Origin of the sequence: Leclercia sp. M50 (assembly GCF_037150775.1) — a bacterium.
In the GTDB taxonomy this organism is placed as follows: domain Bacteria; phylum Pseudomonadota; class Gammaproteobacteria; order Enterobacterales; family Enterobacteriaceae; genus Enterobacter.
On sequence record NZ_JBBCPK010000092.1, the window covers coordinates 1 to 17524 of the forward strand.

General features: G+C 54.7%; 14 protein-coding genes, 1 tRNA gene and 1 pseudogene. 10 read left to right on the forward strand and 6 right to left on the reverse strand.

Annotation, left to right across the window (positions count from 1 at the left end; genetic code table 11):
• Positions 1 to 486, reverse strand: a 486-nt coding sequence (locus tag WFM46_RS18880; RefSeq protein WP_336998238.1) for a type IV pili methyl-accepting chemotaxis transducer N-terminal domain-containing protein, incomplete at its 3' end; no start/stop codon positions are given.
• Positions 487 to 795: 309 nt separating this feature from the next.
• On the opposite strand from WFM46_RS18880, the gene WFM46_RS18885 reads away from it, so the two are divergent.
• From WFM46_RS18885 to narI, 5 genes are all read left to right on the forward strand, one after another.
• Positions 796 to 2190: a NarK family nitrate/nitrite MFS transporter gene (locus WFM46_RS18885; RefSeq protein ID WP_336998239.1), complete on the forward strand. Its 1395-nt coding sequence runs from the start codon at positions 796 to 798 to the stop codon at positions 2188 to 2190.
• Between the two features lie 378 nt (positions 2191 to 2568).
• Positions 2569 to 6312 (forward strand): nitrate reductase subunit alpha, encoded by a 3744-nt coding sequence (locus WFM46_RS18890; protein WP_220436276.1) that lies wholly within the window; start codon positions 2569 to 2571, stop codon positions 6310 to 6312.
• Entirely contained in the window at positions 6309 to 7844 is a 1536-nt protein-coding gene (gene narH, locus WFM46_RS18895) for a nitrate reductase subunit beta (RefSeq protein ID WP_103179930.1), read from the forward strand. Before WFM46_RS18890 ends, narH begins: the two co-directional genes overlap by 4 nt.
• On the forward strand, positions 7841 to 8551 hold the full coding sequence (narJ, locus tag WFM46_RS18900) for a nitrate reductase molybdenum cofactor assembly chaperone (RefSeq protein ID WP_103179929.1): 711 nt from the start codon (positions 7841 to 7843) through the stop codon (positions 8549 to 8551). Before narH ends, narJ begins: the two co-directional genes overlap by 4 nt.
• The gene (gene narI / locus WFM46_RS18905) at positions 8551 to 9228 is read left to right on the forward strand and encodes a respiratory nitrate reductase subunit gamma (protein ID WP_103179928.1); all 678 of its coding nucleotides are present in this window, start codon (positions 8551 to 8553) and stop codon (positions 9226 to 9228) included. The genes narJ and narI overlap by 1 nt, the downstream gene beginning before the upstream one ends.
• On the opposite strand, the gene WFM46_RS18910 is transcribed toward narI, so the two are convergent.
• Positions 9225 to 10121: a DMT family transporter gene (locus WFM46_RS18910; protein ID WP_336998240.1), complete on the reverse strand. Its 897-nt coding sequence runs from the start codon at positions 10119 to 10121 to the stop codon at positions 9225 to 9227. The two genes, narI and WFM46_RS18910, sit on opposite strands and share 4 nt — an antisense overlap.
• 107 nt (positions 10122 to 10228) lie before the next feature.
• Here WFM46_RS18910 and WFM46_RS18915 point away from each other — a divergent pair, with 107 nt between their 5' ends.
• The gene (locus WFM46_RS18915; RefSeq protein WP_103179926.1) at positions 10229 to 10672 is read left to right on the forward strand and encodes an Lrp/AsnC family transcriptional regulator; all 444 of its coding nucleotides are present in this window, start codon (positions 10229 to 10231) and stop codon (positions 10670 to 10672) included.
• 253 nt (positions 10673 to 10925) lie between these two features.
• Here the strand turns inward: WFM46_RS18915 and WFM46_RS18920 are convergent.
• From WFM46_RS18920 to WFM46_RS18930, 3 genes are all read right to left on the reverse strand, one after another.
• Positions 10926 to 11010 (reverse strand) — tRNA-Tyr (locus WFM46_RS18920).
• Positions 11011 to 11166: 156 nt separating this feature from the next.
• The gene (gene purU / locus WFM46_RS18925; protein ID WP_103179925.1) at positions 11167 to 12009 is read right to left on the reverse strand and encodes a formyltetrahydrofolate deformylase; all 843 of its coding nucleotides are present in this window, start codon (positions 12007 to 12009) and stop codon (positions 11167 to 11169) included.
• 45 nt (positions 12010 to 12054) lie between these two features.
• A complete protein-coding gene (locus WFM46_RS18930) occupies positions 12055 to 12513 on the reverse strand; it encodes a YchJ family protein (RefSeq protein ID WP_156654663.1) in 459 nt (152 codons plus the stop codon).
• Positions 12514 to 12627: 114 nt separating this feature from the next.
• Between WFM46_RS18930 and rssA the strand changes: the two genes are divergently transcribed.
• The 3 genes and pseudogenes from rssA to galU all read left to right on the forward strand — a co-directional run bounded on the left by rssA (position 12628) and on the right by galU (position 15743).
• A complete protein-coding gene (gene rssA, locus WFM46_RS18935; protein WP_336998241.1) occupies positions 12628 to 13527 on the forward strand; it encodes a patatin-like phospholipase RssA in 900 nt (299 codons plus the stop codon).
• A gap of 92 nt (positions 13528 to 13619) precedes the next feature.
• Positions 13620 to 14633: pseudogene (gene rssB, locus WFM46_RS18940) on the forward strand (two-component system response regulator RssB).
• Between the two features lie 201 nt (positions 14634 to 14834).
• Positions 14835 to 15743: a UTP--glucose-1-phosphate uridylyltransferase GalU gene (gene galU, locus WFM46_RS18945; protein WP_103179921.1), complete on the forward strand. Its 909-nt coding sequence runs from the start codon at positions 14835 to 14837 to the stop codon at positions 15741 to 15743.
• A 203-nt stretch (positions 15744 to 15946) separates the two neighbouring features.
• Here galU and hns read toward each other — a convergent pair whose 3' ends face one another.
• Positions 15947 to 16360 (reverse strand): histone-like nucleoid-structuring protein H-NS, encoded by a 414-nt coding sequence (gene hns / locus WFM46_RS18950; protein ID WP_039030686.1) that lies wholly within the window; start codon positions 16358 to 16360, stop codon positions 15947 to 15949.
• A 548-nt stretch (positions 16361 to 16908) separates the two neighbouring features.
• On the opposite strand from hns, the gene tdk reads away from it, so the two are divergent.
• A complete protein-coding gene (gene tdk / locus WFM46_RS18955) occupies positions 16909 to 17523 on the forward strand; it encodes a thymidine kinase (RefSeq protein ID WP_336998242.1) in 615 nt (204 codons plus the stop codon).
• Position 17524 lies beyond the last annotated feature (1 nt).

The following is a 17524-nucleotide window of genomic DNA, read 5'->3' on the forward strand; positions in this document are numbered from 1 at the left end:
TTGCACCCCTGGCGCCAACTGCTGGCGATGGCCCGCGCCGATACGCAGCTCGGTGCTGTGATCGAACGCCGAAACCAGAGTATCCAGACGGCTGACAAAGCCGGAGACATCCTGGGCTACCGCATCCGGATTACGCGCCTGTCGCAGCCCGGGCATTAACTGGGTATGCCAGTAAGTCTGCAGGGCCTTCAACTGCGCCTGCTGACGATCGCGGCGGGCGGCGATTTCCAGTTCGGGGCTGAACGCCGTTGCTTCCATTTCGTCGAGTAACGCCTGGTCTTTGGCTTCCAGTGGGATGGCCGCCAGCAGGCGATAACTCTGCATACGCAGTGAACCGGCCTTATTGATGGCGTGCGCGCTGCCCTGAACGCCCTGAACCAGCCAGCCGGAGATCGCCATCCCTGTCACCCCGATCCCGGTAGACAGCATGACAATCAGCACCAGTTGGTTAACCAGCGTGAGGGGGGAAAAACAGCGTTTAAACATAGGGCAGTCTGGCTCCTGACAATGCCTGGACTCGGCAAGGACTCTATTCTCAGGCAACCCCTGGAGTATACCCATACCCCAAAAGGATTACCTACTAATTGCCATTGGAGGGGTGAATGGGAGGAGAGGGGTAAGCGGGGGGAGCAGTACCGTGAAAAACCACACCTTTTTCACTGAAAAGCGCTACTCACTTTGGAGGATAGCGATTTTCAGGCCATAAAATTGCCCACCTTCCCATTGATTTATATCAACTTCCTGTCGGCTTAAAACCCTGATCTTTGTGGCAACTTTCAAGAATCAGAGGTGTCTATGAGTCACTCTACTACCCCCGAAAGGGATTCTGGCGCAGTCATTACCGAGTGGCGTCCGGAAGATCCGGCGTTCTGGCAACAGCGCGGCAAACGTGTAGCAAGTCGTAATCTGTGGATTTCCGTTCCTTGTCTGCTGCTGGCGTTCTGCGTCTGGATGCTGTTCAGCGCCGTCGCCGTTAACCTGCCGAAAGTGGGCTTCACGTTTACCACCGACCAGCTGTTTATGTTAACCGCGCTGCCCGCGCTCTCCGGCGCACTGCTGCGTGTCCCTTATGCCTTTATGGTCCCGGTGTTCGGCGGACGCCGCTGGACCGCGTTCAGTACCGGCATCATGATCATTCCGTGCGTCTGGCTCGGCTTTGCGGTACAGGATACCTCTACACCGTTTAGCACCTTCGTGATCATCTCTCTGCTGTGCGGCTTTGCAGGGGCAAACTTTGCCTCCAGCATGGCGAACATCAGCTTCTTCTTCCCGAAACAGAAGCAGGGCGGGGCCTTGGGGATCAACGGCGGCCTGGGCAACATGGGTGTCAGCGTAATGCAGCTGATTGCGCCGCTGGCGATCTCGGTCTCTATCTTTGCGGCCTTTGGTGGCGCAGGCGTGGAGCAGGCTGATGGCTCGTACCTGTTCCTGCAGAATGCGGCGTGGATCTGGGTACCATTCCTGGTGGTCTTTACCCTGGCCGCATGGTTTGGCATGAACGACCTGGCGGCATCGAAAGCGTCGCTCAGCGAACAGCTGCCGGTGCTGAAGCGCGCCCACCTGTGGATCATGGCGCTGCTCTATCTGGCAACGTTCGGCTCGTTTATCGGCTTCTCTGCCGGGTTTGCGATGCTGTCAAAAACCCAGTTCCCGGATGTGCAGATCCTGCACTACGCCTTCTTCGGGCCGTTTATTGGTGCCCTGGCACGCTCTACCGGCGGGATGATCTCCGACCGTCTGGGCGGCACCCGCGTCACGCTGGTGAACTTTGTGGTGATGGCTCTCTTCTGTGCCCTGCTGTTTATGACCCTGCCGGTAAACGGCGTGGGCGGCAACTTCGGCGCCTTCTTCGCGGTCTTTATGGTGCTGTTCCTGACCGCCGGGCTGGGGAGTGCTTCCACCTTCCAGATGATTTCGGTGATCTTCCGTAAACTGACGATGGATCGCGTTAAAGCGCAGGGCGGCACTGAGCAGCAGGCGATGCGTGAGGCGGCTACTGACACCGCAGCCGCACTGGGCTTTATCTCAGCGATCGGCGCGATTGGCGGGTTCTTTATTCCGAAAGCTTTTGGTATCTCGCTGGATCTGACCGGCTCGCCGGCGGGTGCGATGAAGGTGTTCCTGATTTTCTATATCGTCTGCGTGTTTGTCACCTGGCTGGTATACGGACGGAATTCTAATAAAAAGTAAGTTTGATTATCCGTTTGCGCGGCCTGGTGCCGCGCTTTTTTTAGCCTGCAATTAGTTACAACATACTTGAGGGGTGAGCCGCCGTTAGCATGCGGCCAATGTGATCGCCATCGCTAAACAGGCTTACCTACCCCTTAATACCGCTGGGGTTAAATGTTACGCGCGCTTTTGTAGGATAAATAAATAATGAACATATAAAACAGTAAGTTACATTATTGTATTCTGTACCGCTTTGGTGGTAGTCGAAAATTTACCCTTCTGAACATCCCCAGCTCCCCTTGATCGTTATCAATTCTCCTCCTCTTTCAGAGCGTTACCTTCGCTGCAAATCAGCAATGTCGATTTAGAGAGCCACAGGCTCCATACAGGAGATACCCGATGAGCAAATTTTTGGACCGGTTTCGCTACTTCAAACAGAAGGGCGAAACATTTGCCGATGGGCACGGCCAGGTTCTGGAGACTAACCGGGACTGGGAAGACGGTTACCGTCAGCGCTGGCAACATGACAAAGTCGTACGTTCGACCCACGGCGTAAACTGCACCGGCTCCTGTAGCTGGAAGATTTTCGTCAAAAATGGTCTGGTGACCTGGGAAATGCAGCAGACCGACTACCCGCGCACCCGCCCGGATATGCCAAACCACGAACCGCGCGGCTGTCCGCGTGGTGCCAGCTACTCCTGGTATCTCTACAGCGCTAACCGCCTGAAATACCCGCTGATGCGTAAACGCCTGATGAAAATGTGGCGTGAAGCGAAAGCGCAGCACAGCGATCCGGTTCTGGCCTGGGCCTCTATTATCGAAGATGCCGACAAAGCGAAGAGCTTCAAACAGGCTCGCGGTCGCGGCGGCTTTGTACGCTCCTCCTGGCAGGAAGTGAATGAGCTGATTGCCGCTTCCAACGTCTATACCGTGAAAACCTACGGCCCGGACCGCGTGGCAGGCTTCTCGCCAATCCCGGCGATGTCGATGGTCTCCTACGCCTCTGGCGCGCGTTATCTGTCGCTGATCGGCGGCACCTGCCTGAGCTTCTACGACTGGTACTGCGACCTGCCGCCTGCCTCTCCGCAGACCTGGGGTGAGCAGACCGACGTTCCGGAATCCGCCGACTGGTACAACTCCAGCTACATCATCGCCTGGGGCTCTAACGTTCCGCAGACCCGTACCCCGGATGCCCACTTCTTTACCGAAGTGCGTTACAAAGGCACCAAAACCGTAGCCGTGACCCCGGACTACGCCGAAATCGCCAAGCTGTGCGACCTGTGGCTGGCACCGAAGCAGGGTACCGATGCGGCCATGGCGCTGGCGATGGGCCACGTCATGCTGCGTGAGTTCCACGTCGACAAGCCAAGCCAGTACTTTACCGACTACGTGCGTCGTTACACCGACATGCCAATGCTGGTCATGCTCGAGGAGCGTGACGGCTACTATGCCGCAGGCCGCATGCTGCGTGCCGCCGATCTGGTGGATGCGCTGGGCCAGGAAAACAATCCGGAGTGGAAAACCGTTGCCTGTAACAGCAATGGCGAGCTGGTTGCACCGAACGGCTCTATCGGTTTCCGCTGGGGCGAGAAGGGTAAATGGAACCTTGAGCAGCGTAACGGCACGACGGGTGAAGAGACCGAACTGCGCCTCAGCATGCTGGGCAGCCAGGACGAGATCGCCGATGTTGGCTTCCCGTACTTCGGCGGCGAAGGATCCGAGCACTTCAACAAGGTGGAGCTGCAGAACGTCCTGATGCACAAACTGCCGGTGAAACGCCTGCAGCTCGCCGACGGCTCAACCGCACTGGTCACCACCGTTTACGACCTGACTCTGGCCAACTACGGTCTGGAGCGCGGTCTCGGTGATGAAAACTGCGCGACCAGCTATGACGACGTAAAAGCCTACACCCCGGCCTGGGCGGAGCAGATCACCGGCGTTCCACGGGCGCAGATTATCCGTACCGCACGTGAGTTTGCCGATAACGCCGATAAGACCCACGGTCGTTCAATGATTATCGTCGGTGCCGGTCTGAACCACTGGTATCACCTCGATATGAACTATCGCGGTTTGATCAACATGCTGATCTTCTGCGGCTGCGTGGGTCAGAGCGGCGGCGGCTGGGCACACTACGTGGGCCAGGAAAAACTGCGTCCGCAGACCGGCTGGCAGCCGCTGGCGTTTGCCCTTGACTGGCAGCGTCCGGCGCGTCACATGAACAGCACCTCTTATTTCTATAACCACTCCAGCCAGTGGCGCTACGAGACGGTTACCGCGCAGGAGCTGCTGTCGCCGATGGCGGATAAATCCCGCTACAGCGGTCACCTGATCGACTTCAACGTCCGCGCTGAACGCATGGGCTGGCTGCCCTCCGCGCCTCAGTTGGGTACTAACCCGCTGCGCATTGCGGAAGCGGCGAAGAAAGCGGGCATGACCCCGGTAGATTACACCGTCAAATCCCTGAAAGAGGGTTCCATCCGTTTCGCGGCAGAACAGCCGGAAAACGGTAAAAACCATCCGCGTAACCTGTTCATCTGGCGCTCCAACCTGTTGGGCTCGTCCGGTAAAGGGCACGAGTACATGCTGAAATACCTGCTCGGTACCGAAAACGGCATCCAGGGCAAAGATCTCGGCAAGCAGGGCGGCGTGAAGCCGGAAGAGGTGGAGTGGAAAGACAACGGTCTCGACGGCAAGCTGGATCTGGTGGTGACCCTCGACTTCCGTCTCTCCAGCACCTGTCTCTACTCCGATATCGTGCTGCCAACCGCTACCTGGTACGAAAAAGACGACATGAATACCTCGGATATGCATCCGTTTATTCATCCGCTCTCTGCGGCCGTTGACCCGGCGTGGGAATCGAAAAGCGACTGGGATATCTACAAAGAGATCGCGAAGAAATTCTCTGAAGTCTGCGTAGGGCACCTGGGCAAAGAGACCGACGTGGTGACGCTGCCCATCCAGCACGACTCCGCCGCCGAACTGGCGCAGCCGCTGGACGTGAAGGACTGGAAAAAAGGCGAATGCGACCTGATCCCAGGCGTAACTGCACCGCACATTATTCCGGTTGAACGTGACTACCCGGCGACCTATGAGCGCTTTACCTCTATCGGCCCGCTGATGGAGAAAATCGGTAACGGCGGGAAAGGGATCGCCTGGAATACCCAGAGCGAGATGGATCTGCTGCGTAAGCTCAATTACACCAAGGCAGACGGCCCGGCGAAAGGCCAGCCGATGCTGAACACGGCGATTGATGCGGCAGAGATGATCCTCACCCTGGCACCGGAAACCAACGGTCAGGTGTCGGTGAAAGCCTGGGCGGCGCTGAGCGAGTTTACCGGTCGCGACCATACCCATCTGGCGCTGAACAAAGAAGACGAGAAGATCCGCTTCCGTGATATTCAGGCCCAGCCGCGCAAAATTATCTCCAGCCCGACCTGGTCTGGCCTGGAAGATGAACATGTCTCTTACAACGCGGGTTACACCAACGTTCACGAGCTGATCCCATGGCGTACCCTCTCCGGGCGTCAGTCCCTGTATCAGGATCACCAGTGGATGCGTGACTTCGGTGAAAGCCTGCTGGTGTACCGTCCGCCAATCGACACCCGCTCGGTGAAAGCGGTGATGGGCGCGAAATCGAACGGCAACCCGGAGAAGGCGCTGAACTTCCTGACGCCGCACCAGAAGTGGGGTATCCACTCCACCTACAGCGACAACCTGCTGATGCTGACCCTGTCCCGTGGTGGTCCGATTGTCTGGATGAGTGAAGCGGACGCCAAAGATCTGGGGATCGAAGATAACGACTGGATCGAAGTCTTCAACAGTAACGGCGCCCTGACGGCGCGTGCGGTGGTAAGCCAGCGCGTACCGGCCGGGATGACCATGATGTACCACGCGCAGGAACGCATCGTGAACCTGCCGGGGTCTGAGATCACCGAGCAGCGCGGCGGGATCCACAACTCTGTGACCCGTATTACGCCGAAACCAACCCATATGATCGGCGGTTATGCCCAGCTGGCCTACGGCTTTAACTACTACGGCACCGTAGGATCGAACCGCGATGAGTTCGTGGTGGTACGTAAGATGAAGAACATTAACTGGTTAGACGGCGAAGGTAATGACCAGGTACAGGAGAGCGTAAAATGAAAATTCGTTCACAAGTCGGCATGGTGCTGAATCTGGATAAATGCATCGGCTGTCACACCTGCTCAGTCACCTGTAAAAATGTCTGGACCAGCCGGGAAGGGATGGAGTACGCCTGGTTCAACAACGTGGAAAGCAAGCCGGGCACCGGCTTCCCGACCGACTGGGAAAACCAGGAGAAGTGGAAGGGCGGCTGGATCCGTAAAATCAACGGCAAGCTGCAGCCGCGCATGGGTAACCGCGCGCTGCTGCTGGGTAAAATCTTTGCTAACCCGCATCTGCCGGGCATCGATGATTACTACGAGCCGTTTGATTTTGACTACCAGAACCTGCACAACGCGCCGGAGAGCAAACACCAGCCGATCGCCCGTCCACGCTCGCTGATCACCGGTCAGCGCATGGACAAGATCACCAGCGGGCCAAACTGGGAAGAGATTCTGGGCGGCGAGTTCGAAAAACGCGCCAAAGACCAGAACTTCGAGAACATGCAGAAGGCGATGTACGGCCAGTTCGAAAACACCTTCATGATGTACCTGCCGCGCCTGTGCGAACACTGCCTCAACCCGGCGTGTGTCGCCACCTGTCCGAGCGGCGCCATCTACAAGCGTGAAGAAGATGGCATCGTGCTGATCGACCAGGACAAGTGCCGCGGCTGGCGTATGTGCATCACCGGCTGCCCGTACAAAAAGATCTACTTTAACTGGAAGAGCGGTAAGTCTGAGAAGTGCATCTTCTGCTACCCGCGTATCGAAGCCGGGATGCCAACCGTCTGCTCCGAGAGCTGTGTAGGCCGTATTCGCTACCTCGGCGTACTGCTCTATGACGCTGACGCGATTGAGAACGCGGCGAGCACCGAGAACGAGAAAGATCTCTATCAGCGTCAGCTGGATGTGTTCCTCGATCCGAACGATCCGAAGGTGATCGCCCAGGCGCTGAAAGACGGCATTCCGCAGAGCGTAATCGACGCGGCGCAGCAGTCGCCGGTCTACAAAATGGCGATGGACTGGAAGCTGGCTCTGCCGCTGCATCCGGAATACCGCACATTGCCGATGGTCTGGTACGTGCCGCCTCTGTCGCCAATCCAGTCTGCGGCGGATGCCGGTGAGCTCGGCAGCAACGGAATCCTGCCGGACGTCGAAAGCCTGCGTATCCCGGTTCAGTACCTGGCGAACCTGCTCACCGCAGGGGATACCCAGCCGGTGCTGCTGGCCCTGAAACGTATGCTGGCGATGCGCCACTTCAAACGCGCGGAAACCGTTGACGGCGTCATCGATACCCGCGCCCTGGAAGAGGTGGGCTTAAGCGAAGCCCAGGCCCAGGAGATGTACCGCTACCTGGCGATTGCCAACTACGAAGACCGTTTCGTGGTGCCGAGCAGCCACCGTGAGCTGGCCCGTGAAGCCTTCCCGGAGAAAAGCGGGTGTGGCTTTACCTTCGGCGACGGTTGCCACGGTTCAGACAACAAATTCAACCTGTTCAACAGCCGCCGCATCGACGCGATGGATGTGACCAGCAAAACGGAGCCGCACCAATGATTGAACTCGTCATTGTTTCGCGTCTGCTCGAGTACCCGGATGCTGCGCTGGCGCAGCATCAACAGGAACTCTTCGATGCACTCGCGTCATCGGAAAACCTGGATAAAGAGGATGCCCAGAAACTGGGCGTTTTCCTCCGCGATCTGTTAGCGCGCGATCTGCTGGATGCGCAGTCTGACTACAGCCAGCTGTTCGACCGGGGCCGCGCCACCTCGCTGCTCCTGTTTGAACATGTTCACGGCGAGTCCCGCGATCGCGGTCAGGCGATGGTGGATTTAATGGCCCAGTATGAGCAGCACGGCCTGCATCTCGACAGCCGCGAGCTGCCGGATCATCTGCCGCTCTACCTGGAGTATCTGGCACAGCTGCCAAAAGAAGAGGCGCTGGGCGGCCTGCAGGATATCGCCCCGATCCTGGCGTTACTGAGCGCGCGTCTGCAACAGCGTGAAAGCCGCTATGCGGTGCTGTTCGAACTGCTGGTGAAGCTGGCTAACGCCTCGGTCGACAGTGAAAAAGTGGCGGAGAAAATCGCCGATGAAGCGCGCGACGACACCCCACAGGCGCTGGATGCGGTCTGGGAAGAGGAGCAGGTGAAGTTCTTTGCTGACCAGAGCTGCGGTGAATCGGAAATCTCTGCTCACCAGCGTCGTTTTGCCGGTGCCGTTGCCCCGCAATATTTGAATATCTCTAACGGAGGACAGCAATAATGCACTTCCTGAATATGTTCTTCTTCGATATCTATCCGTACATTGCGGGTTCGGTATTTCTGATTGGTAGCTGGCTGCGTTACGACTACGGCCAGTACACCTGGCGCGCCGCCTCCAGCCAGATGCTGGATCGCAAAGGGATGAACATGGCATCCAACCTGTTCCACTTCGGGATCCTGGGGATTTTTGCCGGTCACTTCCTCGGAATGCTCACCCCGCACTGGATGTATGAATCCTTCCTGCCGATGGACGTGAAGCAGAAGATGGCGATGATTGCCGGCGGTGCCTGCGGCCTGATGACCCTGGTGGGCGGCCTGATGCTGCTGAAGCGTCGTCTGTTCAGCCCGCGCGTTCGCGCCACCACCACCGGGGCAGATATCCTGATCCTCACCCTGCTGATGGTGCAGTGCGCGCTGGGTCTGCTGACCATTCCGTTCTCGGCTCAGCACATGGACGGCAGCGAAATGCTGAAGCTGGTGGGTTGGGCACAGTCGGTGGTGACCTTCCATGGCGGTGCGTCTGAGCATCTGGACGGCGTGGCGTTTATCTTCCGCGTGCACCTGGTGCTGGGCATGACGCTGTTCCTGCTGTTCCCGTTCTCCCGTCTGGTGCATATCTGGAGCGCGCCGGTGGAGTACATGACGCGCAAATACCAGATTGTGCGCGCCCGTCGCTAATCCGCCGTTTTCATCTCAACCCCGCTCTGGCGGGGTTTTTTTTCGCCCCAGCCGAGGTTGTTACCCGCAGCGGCAAACAGGATCAGCGCTCCGCCAGCCAGTTGGGTGAGGCTGAGCGCATGCCCAAACAGCAGGTTATCGACAACGAGCGCGACGACCGGATAGATAAACGACAGCGAGCCGATGATGGGAGTAGGGAGCTTCTGAATAGCGCTGTATAACAGTTGATACATCGCCCCCGTGTGCACGATGCCCAGCGTCAGCAGAATCGCCCACGGGAAATCGCTGGAGAAGGTCGGCATATGCGCCAGCGGCAGCAGCATCACCACACCGGTTAACACCTGGATAAAGGCGATGTGCTGCGGTGCAATGGTCTGTAATTTGCGCGTGATAATGGCAGTGAGGGCGTAAAAGAAAGCGGCACCCAGCGCGAGGCCGATCCCCGAAAGCCATTGTGCGCTGTGTCCGCCGGTCAGCTCGCTGGAGAGCAAAATCACCACCCCGCCAAAGGCGAGGAACAGCCAGCCCCATTTCACCAGACTCACCCGCTCGCCCATCAGCATACCCATTAACACCAGCATAAAGGGCTGGGTGTTATAGACCACCGTCGACAGTCCGATGGAGATACGTTCGAACGCGGCAAAGAGCAGCAGCCAGTTAATGACCAGCGCAATGCCGCCAAGAATGGCCAGACCCAGGGTTACTTTGGTTAACGGGCTAAAAGGGCGTTTACTGAAACGAATAAAAAGAAACAGCGCAATAGCGCCGATCAGGCAGCGCCAGAACACTACGTCAGTGACCGGCAAGCCGGAAAGCAACACAAAAGCCCCGATAGAGCCGGATATCAGCATCGCCAGGCTCATCTGCCAGACGCCTTGTTGAATGTCGCGCATCGTACACCTCCTGATTATTGCCTCTATTGTTAAAAAAATGTGTCCAATTTAACAGCGCTGAATTAAGGTAAAAGGAGAGGTTTGCTTTTATAAATTAGGTGAATGTTATGGATTACCTTATCGATGAGATCGACCGCCATATTCTGCGTTGTCTGGTAGAGGATGCACGTATGTCGCTGAAGGTGTTAAGCGCCCGGGTTGGGCTCACATCACCCAGTACGGCAGAGCGTTTAAAAAGGCTGGAAGAGCGGGGCATCATTCAGGGGTATGGCGCGCGGGTAAACCTGGCCGCGCTGGGTTACACGCTGCAGGCGCTGGTGCGCGTGCGACCGTTACCGGGGTTATTGCATAAAGTGGATAAATACATCCAGCAGATGCCCGAGTGTATTGAAAGCGACAAAGTGACCGGCGAGGACTGTTTCGTTATCCGGCTGGTGGTGCGCTCCATTGAACAACTGGATACGTTGCTGGATGGACTGGCAGAACATGCGCAGTGCAACACCTCGATTGTGAAGAGTTCACCGGTGACCCGTCGGTTGCCCCCGTTGTAAGGGATTTCGCCGGGTGGCGGCTGCGCCTTACCCGGCCTACGGGTGTAGTGCGGATATCTTGCCGGGTGGCGGCTGCGCCTTACCCGGCCTACGGGTATGGTGCGGATATCTTGCCGGGTGGCGGCTTCGCCTTACCCAGCCTACGGGTATGGTGCGGTTTTGTAGCCCCGGTAAGCGCAGCGCCACCGGGGAAAAGGTGCACGGAATCCGAAGAATGTGTTTTTATTTTGAATCGATTTTTTCGGAGAAGTGATGGTGGTGGGGGAAGGATTCGAACCTTCGAAGTCGATGACGGCAGATTTACAGTCTGCTCCCTTTGGCCGCTCGGGAACCCCACCACGGGGTAATGCTTTTACTGGCCTGCTTCCTTGTGGGAAGCGGGGCGCATCATATCAAATGACGCGCCCCTGTAAAGACTTCCTTTGCATAAATGAATCGTTTGCCTGATTTTTACGCATAAAGACGCAAAGCTAATCAATTCATTTTATAAAGGATTAAAGAATAATCGTTCGGTTACCGTAGACAAAGACGCGTTGCGCCAGCACCTGATAGAGCGCGCGGCTCAAGACATTTTTTTCAACGTCGCGGCCGGCACGCATCATATCTTCCGCCGTGTAGGTGTGATCGACATGAATCACGTCCTGCATGATGATTGGACCTTCATCCAGATTGTCATTCACGTAGTGTGCCGTTGCGCCGATGATTTTCACGCCGCGTTCGTACGCCTGGTGATAAGGACGCGCGCCGATAAAGGCCGGCAGGAACGAGTGGTGAATGTTGATAATTTTATTCGGGAAGCGGGCAACGAATGACGGCGTCAGGACGCGCATATATTTCGCCAGCACCACGTAATCCGGGTTATGCGCTTCGATGGCCTGCGCCATTAAATTGTCATGCTCTTCGCGGGTATGGCCTTCATGGCTGACCAGCTCAAACGGAATATCAAAACGCTCAACCAGCGTACGCAGCGTCTCGTGGTTACCAATGACCGCGGCGATCTCAACATCCAACCCGCCATAGTTGGCTTTCATCAGCAGGTCGCCAAGGCAGTGTGCCTCTTTGGTAACCAGGATCACCACCCGGCGGCGACCGGCGGGGTTCAGTTCACGCACGGAACCTTCCGGCAGCGCGCCGTCCAGATCGGCCAGCAACGTCGCGTCATTGAAGATCCCTTCCAGCTCGGTACGCATAAAGAAGCGGCCGGTACGGTGATCAACAAACTCGTTGTTCTGCACGATATTCAGTTCATGTTTGTAGCAAATATTGGTGATACGGGCGATCAACCCTTTCTGGTCGGGACAAATGGTGCGCAGCACTTTACGTTGTGTTGATTGCATTGCCGGAAAATCCTTACGTGTTTGCTTGAACCGTGTTGTCAGGCCTTATTGCCCGCAACACTTTTTAAATTTTTTGCCTGAACCACAAGGGCAGGGGTCATTACGACCAAACTGTGGACGCGTGCCGTCAATATAGTACCACTCTCCGCCCTCCTTTAAGAAACGCGAGCGTTCGATGATCGCGCCCGCTCTTCCTTGCTCGGTAAAGCGCGCAACAAAACTGACGAACCCCTCGTTCTCATCCCGGCCTGCTGCCGTTTCGTACTGAGTGAGGCCGAGCCACTGCGTATTTGCAAATCCGGCCTCGATCTCCTGACGAAAATCAGTAGCATGGCAGGATGGATGCCAGGTCTTGATCAGGTAGTCTGCGTCCCGCGTCACAAAAGCGGCATATCGGGAGCGCATAAGTGATGCCGGGTCCGGTGCAACCTGCTCACCGGTAAGATATCGTTGGCAACATAGGCTATACTCGAGAGCGCTACCGCAGGGACAGAGTTGAGACACGATTCTCTTCCTGAAATTAAAAAATGAATGACGTATAACGCCAGGGTGGCACTATGTTAACTGAGCGGTTGCAATGACGCTATGCAGGAATCCAGGGGACGCTAAACAGGGCTAATGAGAAAAGTAAAAATTGGACTGGCATTGGGCTCAGGTGCAGCCCGGGACTGGTCGCATATTGGTGTGATCAACGCCTTACAACGTTTGGGTATCGAAATTGATATTGTTGCAGGCTGTTCAATAGGTTCACTGGTGGGGGCCGCCTACTCGTGTGGCAAGCTTCCCGAGCTGGAAACCTGGGTACGATCGTTTAGCTACTGGGACGTCCTGCGCCTGATGGATCTCTCCTGGCAACGTGGCGGGTTATTACGCGGAGAGCGCGTCTTTAACCGTTTTCGCCAGGTGATGCCCCTGACCGAATTCTCCAGCTGTCAGATGCCTTTCGGTGCGGTTGCGACCAACCTCAGCACCGGCAGGGAGATCTGGTTTACCGAAGGCGATATTCATCTTGCCGTCCGCGCCTCCTGCAGTATGCCGGGCCTGATGGCACCGGTTCCGCACAATGGTTACTGGCTGGTTGACGGTGGCGTTGTTAATCCTGTCCCTATTTCACTGACCCGTGCGATGGGGGCTGATATCGTAATTGCCGTCGATCTCCAGCACGATGCTCACCTGATGCAACAGGATCTGATGCCGGTTAACACCCAGTCGGATGAGTCCGCTCTGGACGATCTCGCATGGCATAAACGCCTGCGAGGACGCTTCACGCGAACCACCCGTAAACTGGTTGCTGCGCCAACCGCCATGGAAATCATGACGACGTCGATTCAGGTCCTGGAAAATCGCCTGAAGCGCAACCGAATGGCGGGTGATCCGCCGGATATATTGATTCAACCTTTTTGTCCACAAATTTCAACGCTCGATTTCCATCGTGCTGAAGCGGCCATTACCGCAGGCGCGCAGGCAGTCGAAAAGAAAATGGACGAATTATTACCTTTAGTGCGGGCAACAGCCTGAGCACCCTTTTTTTGATTACTTCAGCAAAATCTGACAGGCGATAGTGCCGATAGCATGCCACTATTTATCTATTGTCAGCGCCGGGAGAGACCATGACACAGCCATTAGCCGGGAAACAAATTCTGATAGTTGAAGACGAGCCTGTTTTCCGCTCCTTACTGGATTCATGGCTATCATCGCTGGGGGCGACGACTGCACTTGCAGGTGATGGGATCGACGCCCTGGAAAAAATGGTGGGCATTAAGCCCGATTTGATGATTTGCGACATCGCCATGCCGCGGATGAATGGCCTGAAGCTGGTGGAGCATTTACGTAATGCCGGCGACCAGATCCCCATTCTGGTCATCTCTGCGACCGAAAATATGGCCGATATCGCAAAAGCGTTACGCCTGGGTGTCCAGGACGTATTGCTTAAGCCAGTTAAAGATCTGAATCGCTTGCGTGAAACCGTTCTCGCCTGACTCTATCCCAATATGTTTAATTCGCGTGTTGAAGAGGAAGAGCGGCTTTTTCAGGACTGGGATGCGCTGGTGAATAACCCCTCTGCGGCGGCAAAACTGTTACAGGAGCTTCAGCCGCCGGTTCAGCAGACATTTTCCGGGTGCAAAGTTAATTACCGCCAGCTGATGGCTGCCGATCAACCGGGTCTGGTGCTGGATATCGCACCATTATCTGAAAACGATCTGGCGTTTTATTGTCTGGATGTTACCCGGGCGGGCGATAATGGTGTGCTGGCGGCATTATTATTGCGGGCATTATTTAATGGATTGCTTCAGGAACAACTTTCTCATCAGGGTCAGCGTCTGCCTGAGTTAGGCAGCCTGTTGAAACAGGTCAACCAGCTGTTGCGCCAGGCCAGTTTACCAGGACAATTCCCATTACTGGTCGGTTATTACCATAGCGGCCTGAAAAATTTGATTTTGGTCTCTGCCGGACTTAATGCCACGCTAAATACCGGGGAGCATCATATTCAGGTCAGTAACGGCGTCCCGTTAGGAACCTTAGGAAATACTTACCTGAATCAAATAAGCCACCGCTGTACCTCATGGCAATGCCAAATTTGGGGGACGGGGGGGCGGTTGCGCTTAATGTTGTCCACAGAATAGTCAGTTGGAATTTAAACGGTAGATAGCTTTACCGTCGTTTTACGGGCAATGCTACTATCGGTGCCTGTTTTTATTCGTATTTATCCTAATTAAGCGGTAGCGCGTCCTTTTCAGACCCGGACACCATCCACAGGCTGATATACTGAACGCGTTATTAATGCAGACTAAAGTTCAAAACATGAACAGTTCAGGAGAGTTTCAATGGCTGCCGTAAATTCGAAAGTGAGAAAGGCCGTTATCCCGGTTGCCGGGTTGGGAACCAGGATGCTGCCAGCAACGAAGGCAATTCCAAAAGAGATGCTGCCACTCGTTGATAAGCCATTAATCCAGTATGTGGTCAACGAATGTATTGCTGCAGGCATCACTGAAATTGTGCTGGTAACACATTCATCCAAAAACTCTATCGAAAACCATTTCGATACCAGTTTTGAACTTGAAGCCATGCTGGAAAAACGCGTGAAGCGTCAGCTTCTTCAGGAAGTGCAGTCTATTTGCCCGCCGCATGTCACTATTATGCAGGTCCGTCAGGGGCTGGCAAAAGGTCTGGGTCACGCCGTGTTGTGTGCCCACCCGGTAGTCGGTAACGAGCCGGTAGCGGTTATTTTACCCGACGTTATTCTGGACGAGTTTGAATCCGATCTTTCCCAGGATAACCTGGCTGAAATGATTAAACGCTTCGACGAAACGGGCAGCAGCCAGATCATGGTTGAGCCAGTTGAAGACGTTACCGCTTATGGCGTTGTGGACTGCAAAGGCGTCGATATGAAGCCAGGCGACAGCGTGCCAATGGTTGGCGTGGTTGAGAAGCCAAAAGCCGACGTAGCGCCATCTAACCTCGCTGTAGTAGGGCGTTATGTACTGAGCGCAGAGATTTGGCCGCTGCTGGCGAAAACGCCTCCAGGCGCCGGCGATGAGATCCAGCTGACCGATGCCATCGACATGCTGATCGAAAAAGAGACCGTCGAGGCTTACCATATGAAAGGTAAGAGCCATGACTGCGGTAATAAACTCGGTTACATGCAGGCCTTCGTTGAATATGGTGTTCGTCACCAGTCCCTGGGCGAAGAATTTAAGGGCTGGCTGAAAGAGACGCTGGACATTAAAAACTAATACGGCGTTAACGCCCTAAGCAAAACCGGTGATAGCCATGCTACGCCGGTTTTTTTATAACCTTTTTAGGGTGTCGCTCATGTAGGGCAGGGTAATAGTGTGATGTAATCGTTATATGTGCACGTGTAACAGAATGTCACACGAGATAAAATGAAGGCATAAAAAATCCCGCATTAAGCGGGATTTTTCGGATATTTACTGACTTATTCCTGGATCAGGAAGTCGTCCAGTTGTTTACCTTGCTCATCCATTGCTTTTTTGATAACAGCTGGAGTACGGCCCTGGCCAGTCCAGGTTTTAGATTCGCCGTTCTCATCGATGTAGCTATATTTAGCCGGACGCGCAGCACGTTTAGCTTTAGTACCGGTTTTAGCGGCAGCCATGCTGTTCAGCAATTCGTTAGGATCAATACCATCAGCGATCAGCATTTCACGATATTGCTGCAGTTTACGTGTACGTTCTTCGATTTCAGCAGCAGCGGCGTTTTCTTCTTCACGACGCTCATTAACAACGACTTCTAATTTCTCCAGCATTTCTTCAAGCGTTTCCAGAGTACATTCTCTCGCCTGGGCACGGAGAGTGCGGATGTTGTTCAGAATTTTAAGTGCTTCGCTCATTGTAGTAATCTCAAACTTATAATGTGGGGGTTTGTTGAGGTAATAATAGAGGCATAAATTGATATGTGCAATAGGCCAGAATGTAAGGAATTCAAAAATACCTAATATTCGGCACTATTATTAATTACCGGAACTTAAATTTGGCGGGGTGAAAGGGGGGCGGCGTTATCAAAAGATGCGTTGTAAACCTGACGGTGAACTCTTTTTTTACAGGCAATTTTCATAGGGATTATTGTTTCTCCGGATAAATATCAACCTTTCGTATTAGTACTGAAAACACGGTTACCCGATGAAACCGTTAATTACGCCTGAATCATTTTCAGCCTGGTGGCGACATTAAAATAACAGGTTTTTCCGGAACTTAGCGTTTATAAAACCATGGGTTTTTTCGTTCTTTTCGTATGCTCCTTCATGATGTGTCCTATATCCCGGTGGTGGATAAAATCTCTCGTAACGCGGGTCTTCCGCGCTGCAGCACGGAAGACCCGACAAAATATGGTACAATCGCCTATCGGTAATAATACACATTGATTAGGGTTTAACGGCCAATGGCACAACTGTATTTCTACTATTCAGCAATGAACGCAGGTAAGTCGACCGCGTTACTGCAATCCTCCTACAATTACCAGGAGCGTGGGATGCGTACGGTGGTTTACACCGCCGAAATCGATGACCGTTTTGGTGCCGGAAAAGTGAGTTCGCGAATTGGCCTCTCTTCTCCAGCCAGGTTATTTAACCCACAAACTAATCTGCTGGACGAAATTCGTGCACAGGCGGCTGACCAGGCAGTCCATTGCGTGCTGGTGGATGAGAGCCAGTTTTTAACGCGTCAGCAGGTTCATGAGCTTTCTGAAGTCGTTGATGAACTGGATATTCCAGTACTTTGTTATGGGCTGCGAACGGATTTTCGCGGCGAACTGTTTGTCGGCAGCCAGTATTTGTTGGCATGGTCAGATAAGCTGGTGGAATTAAAAACCATCTGCTTCTGCGGGCGTAAAGCGAGTATGGTGCTGCGTCTTGATCAGGCAGGAAAACCCTATGCAGAAGGCGAACAGGTGGTGATTGGCGGTAATGAGCGCTATGTATCCGTATGTCGTAAGCATTATAAAGAGGCGCTGGTAACAGGCTCTCTGACGGCGATTCTGGAAGCCAGTCGTCGTTAAC